General features: G+C 72.3%; 12 protein-coding genes. 7 read left to right on the plus strand and 5 right to left on the minus strand.

Annotated elements, in window-relative coordinates; all coding sequences use genetic code 11:
• Positions 1-116 precede the first annotated feature (116 nt).
• Positions 117-1,511, minus strand: a complete 1,395-nt coding sequence (locus QWJ41_RS01150) for a M1 family metallopeptidase (protein ID WP_302705295.1) — start codon at positions 1,509-1,511, stop codon at positions 117-119.
• A gap of 140 nt (positions 1,512-1,651) precedes the next feature.
• Between QWJ41_RS01150 and QWJ41_RS01155 the strand changes: the two genes are divergently transcribed.
• The 6 genes from QWJ41_RS01155 (at position 1,652) to QWJ41_RS01180 (ending at position 7,601) form a co-directional block, all read left to right on the plus strand.
• Positions 1,652-3,007 carry a flavin-containing monooxygenase gene (locus QWJ41_RS01155; protein ID WP_302705296.1) on the plus strand — a complete coding sequence of 452 codons (1,356 nt, stop codon included), beginning with the start codon at positions 1,652-1,654 and terminating at the stop codon, positions 3,005-3,007.
• A complete protein-coding gene (locus QWJ41_RS01160) occupies positions 3,004-3,660 on the plus strand; it encodes a TetR/AcrR family transcriptional regulator (protein WP_302705298.1) in 657 nt (218 codons plus the stop codon). The genes QWJ41_RS01155 and QWJ41_RS01160 overlap by 4 nt, the downstream gene beginning before the upstream one ends.
• Entirely contained in the window at positions 3,657-4,631 is a 975-nt protein-coding gene (locus QWJ41_RS01165) for an alpha/beta hydrolase (RefSeq protein ID WP_302705299.1), read from the plus strand. The genes QWJ41_RS01160 and QWJ41_RS01165 overlap by 4 nt, the downstream gene beginning before the upstream one ends.
• A 39-nt stretch (positions 4,632-4,670) precedes the next feature.
• Positions 4,671-6,098 carry a cytochrome P450 gene (locus QWJ41_RS01170; protein ID WP_302705300.1) on the plus strand — a complete coding sequence of 476 codons (1,428 nt, stop codon included), beginning with the start codon at positions 4,671-4,673 and terminating at the stop codon, positions 6,096-6,098.
• A gap of 62 nt (positions 6,099-6,160) precedes the next feature.
• The gene (locus QWJ41_RS01175; protein WP_302705301.1) at positions 6,161-7,459 is read left to right on the plus strand and encodes an MFS transporter; all 1,299 of its coding nucleotides are present in this window, start codon (positions 6,161-6,163) and stop codon (positions 7,457-7,459) included.
• A 4-nt stretch (positions 7,460-7,463) separates the two neighbouring features.
• Entirely contained in the window at positions 7,464-7,601 is a 138-nt protein-coding gene (locus QWJ41_RS01180) for a hypothetical protein (protein WP_302705302.1), read from the plus strand.
• Positions 7,602-7,610: 9 nt separating this feature from the next.
• On the opposite strand, the gene QWJ41_RS01185 is transcribed toward QWJ41_RS01180, so the two are convergent.
• Genes QWJ41_RS01185 through QWJ41_RS01200 form a run of 4 tightly spaced genes read right to left on the minus strand, consistent with a single transcriptional unit; the run spans position 7,611 to position 11,741 of the window.
• Positions 7,611-8,771, minus strand: a complete 1,161-nt coding sequence (locus tag QWJ41_RS01185; protein WP_302705303.1) for a sulfotransferase family protein — start codon at positions 8,769-8,771, stop codon at positions 7,611-7,613.
• A complete protein-coding gene (locus QWJ41_RS01190) occupies positions 8,768-9,646 on the minus strand; it encodes an SDR family oxidoreductase (RefSeq protein WP_302705304.1) in 879 nt (292 codons plus the stop codon). Before QWJ41_RS01190 ends, QWJ41_RS01185 begins: the two co-directional genes overlap by 4 nt.
• The gene (locus QWJ41_RS01195; RefSeq protein ID WP_302705305.1) at positions 9,643-10,866 is read right to left on the minus strand and encodes a hypothetical protein; all 1,224 of its coding nucleotides are present in this window, start codon (positions 10,864-10,866) and stop codon (positions 9,643-9,645) included. Before QWJ41_RS01195 ends, QWJ41_RS01190 begins: the two co-directional genes overlap by 4 nt.
• Positions 10,863-11,741 (minus strand): TIGR03619 family F420-dependent LLM class oxidoreductase, encoded by an 879-nt coding sequence (locus tag QWJ41_RS01200; RefSeq protein WP_302705307.1) that lies wholly within the window; start codon positions 11,739-11,741, stop codon positions 10,863-10,865. The genes QWJ41_RS01195 and QWJ41_RS01200 overlap by 4 nt, the downstream gene beginning before the upstream one ends.
• Before the next feature lie 45 nt (positions 11,742-11,786).
• Here QWJ41_RS01200 and QWJ41_RS01205 point away from each other — a divergent pair, with 45 nt between their 5' ends.
• Positions 11,787-12,212, plus strand: coding sequence for a nuclear transport factor 2 family protein (locus QWJ41_RS01205; protein ID WP_302705308.1), 426 nt, complete (start codon positions 11,787-11,789; stop codon positions 12,210-12,212).
• Positions 12,213-12,280 lie beyond the last annotated feature (68 nt).

Consider the following 12,280-nt stretch of genomic DNA (forward strand, 5'->3'; position numbering starts at 1 on the left):
AGCGTCGACCGGATCTAGCCGATGTGCGCGCGTCTCGCTGGGCACGTGGGTGGGGGCAGAGAAGTGTGGAGTCCTGGATCAACCTGGTTGATCGCAGACTCCACACTTTCCGTGCGTTAACCTCGCGGCTTGCCGTCGCGCACCAGCCACTCGCGGAACAGCCCGCTGAGCTCCTCGCCCGAGACCCGCTCGGAGAGGCGCACCAGGTCGCGGGTGCGCACGTTGGCGTCGTCGTGGCGTCGCACCCAGGCGCGCAGGATCGCGAAGAAGTCGTCGTCGCCGACCCGCTGGCGCAGCGCGTGCAGGGTCATCGCGCCGCGCACGTAGACCGGCTCCCCGAAGAGGTCGGCGCTGTCGGTGAACCGGGTCGGGGCGGGGCTCCAGAGGTCGTCAGAGGCCGGGCGCGCGTAGAGCGAGTCGAAGCGCTGACCGGGGCGCGGCCCGCCGTGCTCGGCGGCGTAGAGCCACTCGGCGTACACCGCGAAGCCCTCGGCGAGCCAGATGTCGTGCCAGTCGGTGAGGGTGACGGCGTTGCCGACCCACTGGTGGGCGACCTCGTGGACCACCGTCGAGGTGGTCGCCGCGCCCGGCGGGTAGAAGGCGCGGGTCTGGGTCTCGAGCGCGTAGCCGACGCGTGCGTCGTCGACGACCAGGCCGGCCGAGGTGAAGGGGTAGGGCCCGAAGAGCCGCTCGCTGAAGGCGATGATCTCGGGAAGTGCCGCCCGGGCGGCGGCCGCCGAGCCGGTGGTGGGGTCGGTGAAGGACCAGATCGGGATGGTGCGCCCGTCGAGCGAGGTCGTCGTCGACTCGTGCACGTCGAACTGCCCGATCGCGACCATCGCCAGGTAGGTGGGCATCGGGTCGCGCGCGTCCCAGCGCCACGTCGTCGACGTGGCGCTCTCGTCGCGGCCGACGAGGTCGCCGTTGGCGGCCACCTCGTATCCGGTCGGCACCGTGATCGCGTAGCGGAAGCGGGCCTTGTCGCCGGGGGTGTTGTTGGAGGGCAGCCAGGTCATCGCGCCCACCGGCTCGCCCAGGGCCACCGCCCCGTCGGAGGTGCGCACCCAGCCCTCGGTGCTGCCGTCGGCGTCGGTGTGCTCGGGCGGCTCGCCCCGCCACGACACCGCGACGGTGAACCGGCCCCGCTCCACCCGCTCGGCGGGGGTGACGACCAGCTCGTGCGCGCCCGTACGCCGGTGCCGCGCCGCGACCCCGTCGACGAGCACCTCGGTGACGCGCGGCCCGGAGAAGTCGAGGTGGAAGGAGTCGAGGGCCCGCGTGGCCCGCGCCCGCACCACCACCCGGGCCGTGGCGCGGTTGGTCACCGGCTGGTAGTCCATCGCCACGTCGTAGACCCGCACCTGGTAGCCGCTGTTGCCCTGCTGGGGGAAGAGCGTGTCGCCCGCGGGCCGGGCCGTGGCCGGTGCGCCCGGCAGCAGCGCCACCCCCGTCCCGAGCGCGAGGGCGAGCGACGAGGCCAGGCGCGCGCGACGGCGCGGGAGGGTGGGCACGGGCGCAGCGTACGGCCGGAGGGGCCCGCAGGACTCCCGCACGACGCTGTTGACGCGTGTCAACTCTTGGCTCTACCGTGGCCCGCGTCACACCATCCCGGCCCGTCCCGGTCGGCTCCGCCCCTACCCCGGGAGGCCCCGTGCCCGCATCGTCCCTGCCGACCACCGCCGTCATCGGCGCCGGCATCAGCGGGCTGACCGCCGGCAAGATGCTCGGCGACTACGGCGTGCCCTACACCTGCTACGAGAGCTCCGACCGGATCGGTGGCAACTGGGCGTTCGGCAACCCCAACGGGCACAGCAGCGCCTACCGCTCGCTGCACATCGACACCTCCAAGCACCGGCTGTCCTTCAAGGACTTCCCGATGCCCGAGGACTACCCCGACTTCCCGCACCACACCCAGGTCAAGGCCTACCTCGACTCCTACGCCGAGGCGTTCGGCCTGCTGGACCCGATCGAGTTCCGCAACGGCGTCGAGCACGCCGACCCCGCGCCCGGCGGCGGGTGGGACCTGCGCCTGCAGTCGGGCGAGGAGCGCCACGTCGACCTGCTCGTGGTGGCCAACGGCCACCACTGGGACCCGCGCACGGCCGACTTCCCCGGGGAGTTCACCGGCGAGGAGATCCACTCCCACCACTACATCGACCCCCACGACCCGCTCGACTTCACCGGCAAGCGGATCCTGGTGGTCGGCCTGGGCAACAGCGCCGCCGACATCACCGTCGAGCTCTCGAGCCGCAGCCTGCAGAACGAGGTCACGCTCTCCACCCGCTCCAGCGCCTGGATCGTGCCCAAGTACACCGGCGGCCTGCCGGCCGACAAGTACTACGTGACCACGCCGTACCTGCCGCTGGCGTGGCAGCGCAAGGTGCTGCAGAAGATGCAGTTCATGGCCGGCTCGAACCCCGAGCTCTACGGGCTGCCCAAGCCCAACCACAAGTTCTTCGAGGCGCACCCGACCCAGTCGGTCGAGCTGCCGCTGCGACTGGGCTCGGGAGACGTCACCCCCAAGCCCAACGTCTCGCGGCTCGACGGCTCGACCGTGCACTTCGAGGACGGCACCTCGGGGGAGTTCGACGTCATCGTCTACGCCACCGGCTACAACATCACCTTCCCGTTCTTCGACCCCGACGTGGTCAGCGCCCCCGAGAACCAGATCCGGCTCTTCAAGCGGATGTTCCTGCCCGGTCGCGAGGACCTGGTGTTCATGGGGTTCGCGCAGTCCACCCCCACGCTGTTCCCGTTCGTGGAGAGCCAGGCCCGGCTGCTCGGCGCCTACGCGGTGGGTCGCTACCGCCTGCCGGACGCCGCCACCATGGAGCAGGTCATCGACGCCGACCAGCAGAAGTACACCGGCCACGTGCTCGACCGGCCCCGCCACACCCAGCAGGTCGACTACTTCATCTACGAGCACGACCTGCGCGCCAAGGAGATCCCGGCCGGCCTCCAGCGCGCCGAGCGCCTCGGTGGCGGCGTCCTCGCGGGAGCCCGGTGAGCACGCTCGACACCGCCGCCGCCCGGGCGCGCGGCCACCAGCAGGCGCAGGCGCACTCGCCCGAGAACGCGACCCTGCGCGGCGACCAGCGGCGCACGGCGCTGCTCGGCGCCCTCGACGCGCTGCTGCAGGACTCCACGCTCGAGGCCATCAACATCTCGGAGATCTCGCGGCGCGCGGGGGTGACCCGCTCGGCGTTCTACTTCTACTTCGAGAACAAGGCCGCCGCGGTCGCGGCGCTGATGGAGCAGATGTACGACGACACCGCGGCCGCCGCCGCGCACCTCACCGGCGAGGGCAGCCCGCAGGAGCGGATCGAGGGCACCATCCGGGGCCTGTTCGCCAGCTGGGACCGCCACGAGCACCTGTGCCGCGCCACCCTGGAGGCTCGCGCCTCCAGCCCGGCCGTGCGCGAGCTGTGGGACGCCGACCGCGAGTCGTTCGTGCCCGTGGTCGCCGCGATGATCGAGGCGGAGCGGGCCGCCGGCCGCGCGCCCGGCGGCGTACCGGCGACCACGCTGGCCACGGTGCTGCTCGAGCTCAACGACCGGATGCTCGAGCGGGTGGCCCTGGGCGGGCCGCTGGCGCGCGAGGACCTGGTCGAGGGCGTGGTCGCGGTGTGGCTGCGCACCATCTACGGAAGGACGTCATGACCGACACGACCCTGACCCCCGAGGTCACCGCCTCCTCGCAGGCCCACCGCGAGGTGCGCTTCCGCTCCGGTGACGACGAGTGCGTGGCCACCCACGTCGCGGCCGCCCACGACGACCTGGCCGGTCCGGTCGGACGTCCGGTGGTGGTGATGGCCCACGGCCTCGCCGGCACCGTCGACTCCGGCCTGCTGCCCTTCGCCGACGGCCTGGCCGCGGCGGGGCTCGACGTGCTGGCCTTCGACTACCGCGGCTTCGGGCTCTCGGGCGGGTCCACACGCCAGCGGGTCTCGGTGGCCGGCCAGCTCGAGGACTTCGCCGCGGCCTGCCGCGCCGCTGCCGTGCTGCCGGGTGTCGACCCCGGGCGCCTGGTGCTGTGGGGGGTCTCGCTCGCGGGCGGGCACGTGCTGGCCGTGGCCGCCGGGCGCGACGACGTGGCCGCTGTGGTCTCGTTGACGCCGCTGGTCGACGGGGCCGCGGCCGGCCGGCTGGCGCTGCGCCACCACTCGCCACTGACGCTGGCCCGCTCCACCGTCGACGGCGTGCGCTCGCGGGCCCTGGGCTCCCGGCGCGGCCCGGTGATGGTGCCGGTCGTCGCCGACCCCGGTCAGCAGGGCGCGCTGACGCTGCCGGGCTGCAAGGACGACTACCTGGCCCTGGCGGGGCCGTCGTGGCGCAACGAGGTCGACGCCGCCGTGGCCCTCGAGCTCGGCAGCCACCGTCCGGTCAAGCGGGCCAAGGAGGTCGCCTGCCCGTTGCTGGTGCAGATCGCCGACTTCGACCGGCTCGCTCCGCCGCACGCCGCGGCCAAGGCGGCGGTCAAGGGGCGGGCCGAGGTCCGGCACTACCCCGGCGACCACTTCGACGTCTGGCCCGGCAAGGACTTCTTCGCCCCCGCGCTCGCCCACCAGGTGCACTTCCTGACCCGGCACCTGGCGCCGCAGGCGTCCACGGAGCGGGCCGGCGGCCGCTGACCCTCGACATCCCGGGGGTACGTACTCCTAGTATGTGACATGGCCACCCCTCAGAACGCCCTGCTCGACCAGCTCCCCGAGACCGGGGAGCTGACCGAGGAGAGGTTCCGGCGGATGAGCGGAGCCTCGGTCGGGGAGGCCCGCTCACCACGGGTCGCCCCGGAGGGGCTGCCGGCCGGGCCGCGGTGGCCGGCCCTGGTGCAGACGGCGGCGTTGTTGCGCTTCCGGCACTGGATGCACCCCTACCTGCACCGCACCTACGGCGACGTCTTCACCGTCCGGCTGGTGCCGGGCGGGCAGCCGCTGGTCTTCTTCACCCGGCCCGAGCACGCCAAGGAGATCTTCGCCGCCGACCCGCAGTTCTTCCACGCCGGCAAGGGCAACGCCATCCTCGGGCCGGTCATGGGCGAGCACTCGCTGCTGCTGCAGGACGGCGACGACCACAAGCGGGCCCGCAAGCTGCTGATGCCGGCCTTCAACGGCGCCGCGCTGCGCGAGTACCGCTCGCTGGTCACCGACCTGGCCGCCGACGAGGCCGCGCACTGGCCCGACGGGGTGGTGCTGCGCTCGCTGGACCGGATGAACGTGCTGACCCTCGAGGTCATCCTGCGCGTGGTCTTCGGCGTCACCGACGAGGAGCGCCTGGCCGCGATGCGCCCGCGCGTCAACGCCACCGTCGACATCAGCCCGGCGGTGCTGCTGGGCTGGGGCTACCCCAAGCTGCAGCGGTTCGGGCCGTGGCGGCGCACGGTGCAGAACCAGGCCGAGCTCGACCGGCTGATCTATGCCGAGATCCGCGAGCGGCGTACGGCCCCCGACCTCGCCGAGCGCAGCGACGTGCTGTCGCGGCTGATCAGGCACGGGGCCGAGGAGGGCGACGGCCTCGGCCGCCTCAGTGACACCGAGCTGCGCGACCAGCTGATCACCCTGCTGCTCGCGGGGCACGAGACCACCGCCACCTCGTTGGCCTGGGCGCTCTACGAGCTCGGCCGCGACCCCGAGCTGCTGCGCCGCTCGCAGGCCGCCGCCGACGGCGACAGCGCCGAGGACGACGCCTGGCTCGAGGCGGTGATGAAGGAGTCGATGCGCCTGCACCCGGTGATCCCGATGGTGGTGCGCACCCTGATGCGCCCGGCCACCATCGGCGGGGTCGACCTGCCCCGCGGCGTCACCGTCGGGCCCTCGATCATCGTGGCCCACCAGAAGTCGGAGAACCACCCCGACCCCGAGGTCTTCCGCCCCGAGCGGTTCCTGGGCCAGAACCCCCCGACCAACACCTGGATCCCCTTCGGCGGCGGCGTACGCCGCTGCATCGGCGCCGGCTTCGCACAGATGGAGGGCGTCGCGGTGCTGCGCGAGGTGCTGCGCGTCCACGACGTGGCCACCCCCGTCTCCGACGTGCCCAAGGTCCGCAACATCACCTCGGTGCCCCGCGACGGCGCCCGCATCCGCGTCACCCGCCGCTAAATAGATCGCGGCCGGGCCGCGGCGCTGGCAGCCTGGACCCTTGTGATCGAGCATGACCGAGCATGACCTGGGGTGAGCGGCTGCGGGCGCTGCGCATCGACCTGACCCCGCTGCGCACCTCGCGCGACTTCCGGCTGCTCTTCGTGGCCGGCACCGTCTTCTACCTCGGCGCGATGGTCACCTACGTCGCGATCCCCTACCAGGTCTACACCGAGACCGGCTCCAACCTCGCGGTCGGCCTGGTCGGCCTGGTCGAGCTGGTGCCTTTGGTCGTCTTCGGCCTGTACGGCGGCGCGCTGGCCGACCACGTCGACCGCAAGCGGCTGCTGGTGGCCACCGGCGTCGCCCAGGCGGTGGCCACCGCGGTGCTGGCCGCCAACGCGTTCGGCGCCTTCGGGCCCGACCCGCAGCTGTGGCTGGTCTTCGCGCTGGCCGCGGTGCTGGCCTCCACCTCCTCGATGCAGCGGCCCTCCCGCGAGGCGCTGATGCCGCGCACCGTGCGCCACGACGAGATCCCCGCCGCGCAGGCGCTGACCAGCCTGGGCATGGAGATCGGCGTGCTCGTGGGGCCCGCGGTGGGCGGGCTTCTGATCGCCTTCGTCGGGCTGGGCTGGTGCTTCGTGGTCGACGTGGCCGGCCTGGCGGTGGCCACGCTGATGTACCTGGCGATGGGCTCGCACCCGCACCGCGAGGAGACGACTCCGCCGAGCCTGGCCGGCATCGCCATGGGCTTCCGCTACGCGATGGGTCGGCGCGACCTGCTCGGCACCTACCTGGTCGACATCGCGGCGATGCTGCTGGCGATGCCGGTGGTGCTCTTCCCGGCACTGGCCGAGACCGTCTTCGGGCGCCCCGAGCTGATCGGGCTGCTCTACTCCGCCGAGACCGTCGGGGCCCTGGTGGCGACCGCGCTGTCGGGGTGGACCGCGCGGGTGCACCACCACGGGCGTGCGATCGTGCTGGCCGCGGCGGCGTACGGCGTGTGCATCGCGCTTGCCGGCCTGATGCCGACCTTCTGGCTGGTCGCCGGCTTCTTCGCGCTGGCCGGCGCCGCCGACATGGTCTCCGGGGTCTTCCGCGGGATCGTGTGGAGCCAGACGATCCCGGAGGGGATGCGCGGGCGCCTGGCCGGGATCGAGATGCTCTCCTACTCGGTGGGACCGCTGGGCGGGCAGGTGCGCGCCGGCGTCACGGCCGACCTGTGGTCGGTGCGCGGCTCGATCACCAGCGGCGGGGTGGCCTGCGTGGTCGGGGTCGGCGCCACGGCCCTGTGGCTGAGCGACTTCTGGTCCTACGACGCCCGCACCGACGAGCACGCCGTGGCCGAGCGGGCGGTGCGCGCCGCCCGCGGTGAGGGGTGATCTCGTGGCAGGCTGGACCGCCATGAGCGGCTACTACTCCTGCATGGCCTGCGGGCACGAGTTCGACCCCATCGCCACCCGCTGGTTCTGCCCGCACTGCAAGTTCAAGGCGAACTGCTGCGAGGGCGAGCCGCTGGGCTGACGACCACCGTCAGCGGGCGAAGGCCTCGCGCACCCGGGCCTCGGAGAGCCCGTAGTCCTTCAGGGAGTACTGGTGGCTGGGGCGCGCGTGGCCCGAGCGGGCCTCGGCGTCGATGAGGCGCGCCTGCTCCTCCGCCTCGGGGGAGAGGTCGAGGCCGAAGGCGTCGTAGACGCCCTTGACGGTGCCGACCGGGTCGCCCTGCAGGTCGGCGAAGTCGACGTCGACGAACTGCGCCTGGTCGTAGCGGGGCCGGGCGTCGTGGAAGGCGTGGTAGGCCCGCGACCACAGGTCGAGCTGGGTGTGGCCGATCACGCCGTCCACGAAGGTCTCCGAGTGCCCGGCCGTGGTGGCCGCCGACAGCGAGCACGACGAGGCGATGCACGAGACGGGGTCGCGGTGCGTGTAGACCACGAGCGCGTCGGGGTAGACGCTCATCAGCGCGTCGAGCGCCGTCATGTGCGAGGGGTTCTTGAGCACCCAGCGCTTCTCGGGGTCGTTCATCCCGATCAGCTGCAGGTTCTGCCGGTGTCGCGCATAGGCGTCGGTCCAGTCCTGACCGCGCAGCCAGTCGGTGTAGCGCGGCAGGTTGGCCAACGACTCGTAGGAGTTCGACTTGCCCGTCTGGCGCAGCAGCCGCCAGCACTCCTCGACCGAGGTGGCGTCCATGTAGTGGATCCCCATGTACTCCGGATCCTCGATGTGGTGGGCGCTGAACGCCTCCTGCATCGCGGCGAAGATCGGATCGGCCTCCCACGTCTCGCGCGGCGGCCGCGGCTGGGGGAACTGGGTCAGCCACATCTCCAGGCCCTGGTGGGCCGGGTCGGAGACCAGCAGCCGGTGCAGCGCCGTGGTGCCGGTGCGGGGCAGGCCCATCACGAAGACCGGCCGCTCGACGGGTACGTCGGCGTGCTGGGGCAGCGCGTTGAACTGCGCCTGGGTCAGCAGCCGCCCCACCAGCGCGCTCTTGACCTCGGAGCGCTGGAAGTAGTTGCCGCGCCCGGTCAGCCCGGCCTCCGGGCTGGCCAGGTCCTCGACCAGGACCCGCAGGCCCTCCTCGTGGGCGTCCCCGCCGAAGTCGTCGAGGCCGGTGCTGCGCACCGCGGCGGCCGCGATGTCGTCGTACGAGCCGACGTCGGCGCGCTCGCGGGCCATCACGTTGGTGCCGCTCACGAGTGGAACTCACCGCAGTCGACGTTGAGGGTCTGGCCGCTGACCGCGGAGGCGAGGTCGGTGGCCAGGAACAGCGTGGCCCGGGCGATCTCGGCGGGGGAGGCGAGGCGCTGCAGGTCGGTCGGCGCCGCCTTCTCGGCGTACACCTCGCCGTGGCTGCGCCCGGACTCGGCGGCGATCCAGTCGAAGTAGGCCTTGTTGACGTCCTCGTAGATGTAGGACGGCGCGACGCTGTTGACCCGGATGCCGCGCGGGCCGAGCTCGGTGGCCAGCGACGAGGCGAGGTGGGCCAGCGCGCCCTTGGAGAGCTTGTAGCCCGAGAACTCCGGCTGCGAGGAGTACTGCACGCACGAGTTGAGCATGATGATCGACCCGCCCGGCTTGCCCGGCGCCGCGGCCAGCGCGTCGGCGAAGGCCGCCGAGAGCCGCAGCGGCGCGAAGACGTTGGTCTCGTTGGCGGCGCGCAGCGCGTCGAGGCCGATGGTGCTGATCGGGTCCATCGGCGGGATCGCGAAGGCGTTGTTGATGAGGCAGTCGACCCGCCCGAACTCGGCCAGCGCGCGCTCGACGAGCGCCCCCTGCGCCGACTCGTCGGTGATGTCGGTGGGCACCACCAGCGCGCGGCGCCCGTGCGAGCGCACCACGTCGGCCATCTTCTCCAGGCGCGAGGCGGTGCGCGAGACCAGCACCAGGTCGGCGCCCATCCGGGCGGCCTCCTCGCCGAGCGCGCGGCCCAGCCCGGGGCCGACGCCGGAGAGCACCACGACCTTGTCGGCCAGCAGCGGCAGCGGGGCGTACGCCGCGTCGATGGCGTCGTGGTCGGGGACGGCCGCGGGGGTCGTGGCGGGGCTGGCGGGGTCGGCGGTGGTGGTCAACTGATCATCCTCCGGGCTATCGAGCGCTGCCGGGCGGTGATCCGCTCGGCGTGCTGCTCGTGGGTGAGCGGGGCGAGGTGGGGCAGGTGCGCGGGCACCTCGGCGAGCGGCACGACCTGCACGTTCGGCCCGTCGTCGGGGCCGAGGTCGCGCTCGAGCCGCTGCCAGCGCAGCATCATCGAGCCGGTGCGGTGCCCGGTGGTCTCCAGCCAGTTCGCCAGGTACGGCGCCTCCGCGTGGCCGCTGGGCGGGTGCTCGCTGATGACGAAGCGCATGACGCCGTCGGGGTCGGTGACCGCCTGCGCCCTGGTCAGCGAGGTCTGGTGCGTCTCGTAGTCGGTGGAGGCGTACCAGTCGGAGCCGACCTGGATCGCCTGGTAGGAGCAGTCGTCGCAGCGCGGCACCGACACGATCATCGCCTCGTCCTCGGCCAGCGCGTAGTGGCCGATCGAGGAGCGCTGCGAGGCCAGGCCCCCGGGGGTCTGCTGCGGCGCGGTCAGGGTGTTGACCGGCTCGGCGTACTGGAAGAAGTGCGGGAACGCGAACCAGGTGCGGATCGATCCGGTCAGGGTGCGGGCCGCGACGTCGTACCTCCTGGCCAGCAGGTCGCGGGTCAGCTCGCGGGCGGGACGCCCCAGGGTGTCGGTGCGCTCGATGGTGATCGTGCCGCGCTCCTCGGTGTCCCAGTCGTCGAAGACCTCGCGCACGATCATCGTCCTGGCGCCCGGCTCGGCGGTGTAGGTGAACTCGAAGGTGCCGTCGGGGCGCACGTCGAGCTCGCGGTCGTCGAAGGCCATCAGCGACGTGGCGGCCGAGTCGGCGGTGTAGGCGCCGCCCATCACCTGGAACGACAGGTCGGCCGAGCTGCCCCGGCGCCCGCGCACGACGTACTCGACGCCCTCGCGCAGGTAGGCGCTGAAGTAGACGGCGTCGGGGTTGTCGAGGCCCTGGCGGGAGAACTGGTGGGTGGAGTTGATGAACAGCGGCCGGTCGAGGTCGCGGTCGAAGGCTATCTGCATCGCCATCCGGATGCGCCCGGCGAGGTAGTCGTAGCCCTCGAGCCGGTCCTGCTCGGTGCGGATGAACGGGGCGGTCGCGACCAGGTGCTCGCCCTCGGCGATCGCCTCGCGCAGGGGTGCCGTCAGGTCCCAGCCGGGGTCCTCGGTGGGTTCCTGCGACGGGGCCTGGACCTGGGACTGGGCCTGCGTCGGGGTGCTCATGCGCCGACCTTGCCGATGATGTTCTCGGCGTACTGCTCGAGGTGCTTGATCTTCGTCTCGAGCGGCTCGGTGTCGGGCCCCTTGATGTAGGGCACCCGGAAGCCGACGATGCAGTCGGTGACGCCCTTGTCCTCCAGGCGTTTGATGCCGTCGAGGTCGTAGGCGTCGTAGGAGATCACGTGCACCTCGAAGTCGTCACGGGTGTCGCCCTCCTCGCGGCGGATCTCGGCGAGGCGGGACAGCAGCCGGTCGAGCTCCTCGCCGTCGCCGCCTGCGTGCATCCAGCCGTCGCCCTTGCGCACCGCGCGACGCAGCGCGGCGTCGGCGTGCCCGCCGACCAGCAGCGGCACGGGCCGTCCGGGCGCCGGGCGCTGCTGCATCGACTCGATCGAGAAGAACTCGCCCTCGTAGGAGAAGAACTCCCCCGAGGTCAGGCCGCGCACGATGTCGAGGCACTCGTCCATCCGCTTGCCGCGGCGCGCCCAGGGCACTCCCATCGCGGTGAAGTCCTCGGGCCAGGGGGAGAGGCCCACGCCCAGGCCCAGCCGGTCGCCCGACAGCGCCGCGAGGCTGGAGGCCTGCTTGGCCACCAGCACCGGCGGGCGCACCGGCAGCTTGAGCACGAACGGCGTCAGGCGCAGCGTGGAGGTGAGCGCGAAGAGGTGCGCGCACATCACCATCGTCTCCACGAAGTCCTTGCCGGCCAGGAACTCCCGGTCGCCGGTGTCGGTGTAGGGGTAGGTCGAGTCCGACACCTCGGGGTAGATCAGGCTGTCGGCCACCGTCATCGACGTGTAGCCGGCCGCCTCGGCAGCCTGGGCCAGCGGCGCGTAGAGCTCCAGGCGGGTCATCGCCTCGGCATAGGTGAAACGCATGCCGTCACACTAGAACGTGTTCCAGTTTTGTGCCAGAGTCTGCGCGTGGACCTCCGAGAGATCAGCGACCGGCTCGAGACAGCAGACGTGCTGACCCGCTACACGCGTGCGATCGACACCGGTGAGTGGGACCTGCTCGACACCGTCTTCACCCCCGACGCGACCATCGACTACACCGAGTCCGGCGGCATCGCCGGCGAGTACGCCGCGGTGAAGCCGTGGCTGGCCGAGGTGCTGCCGGCCTTCTTCCTGCGGCGCCTGCACATGCTGGGCCAGGTCGAGAGCGTGGTCGACGGGGACACCGCGAGCGTCACGGCGTACTTCCACAACCCGATGGCGATGGCCGACGGGGCGGGTGGCGAGAAGGTCGTCGAGCTCGGTGGTGTCTACCACCACGAGATGGTGCGCACGGCCGAGGGCTGGCGCAGCCGGCGCCTGCACGAGCAGATCACCTGGAAGCGCGGGCTCTGACCGATCGCTGCCAGGGGTGCGTGGCTTGGTCGCGGACGTCCTCTCCGCGACAATGAGGAGCACTGCAC

Origin of the sequence: Nocardioides cremeus (genome assembly GCF_030518195.1) — a bacterium.
Taxonomy (GTDB): domain Bacteria; phylum Actinomycetota; class Actinomycetes; order Propionibacteriales; family Nocardioidaceae; genus Nocardioides; species Nocardioides cremeus.

What these genes read in the sequence shown, in the direction of transcription:
- QWJ41_RS01195 (WP_302705305.1), bottom strand. Translation starts at nt 10,866, where the DNA reads ATGAGCACCCCGACGCAGGCCCAGTCCCAGGTCCAGGCCCCGTCGCAG.
- QWJ41_RS01200 (WP_302705307.1), bottom strand. Translation starts at nt 11,741, where the DNA reads ATGCGTTTCACCTATGCCGAGGCGATGACCCGCCTGGAGCTCTACGCG.
- QWJ41_RS01175 (WP_302705301.1), top strand. Translation starts at nt 6,161, where the DNA reads ATGACCTGGGGTGAGCGGCTGCGGGCGCTGCGCATCGACCTGACCCCG.
- QWJ41_RS01165 (WP_302705299.1), top strand. Translation starts at nt 3,657, where the DNA reads ATGACCGACACGACCCTGACCCCCGAGGTCACCGCCTCCTCGCAGGCC.
- QWJ41_RS01170 (WP_302705300.1), top strand. Translation starts at nt 4,671, where the DNA reads ATGGCCACCCCTCAGAACGCCCTGCTCGACCAGCTCCCCGAGACCGGG.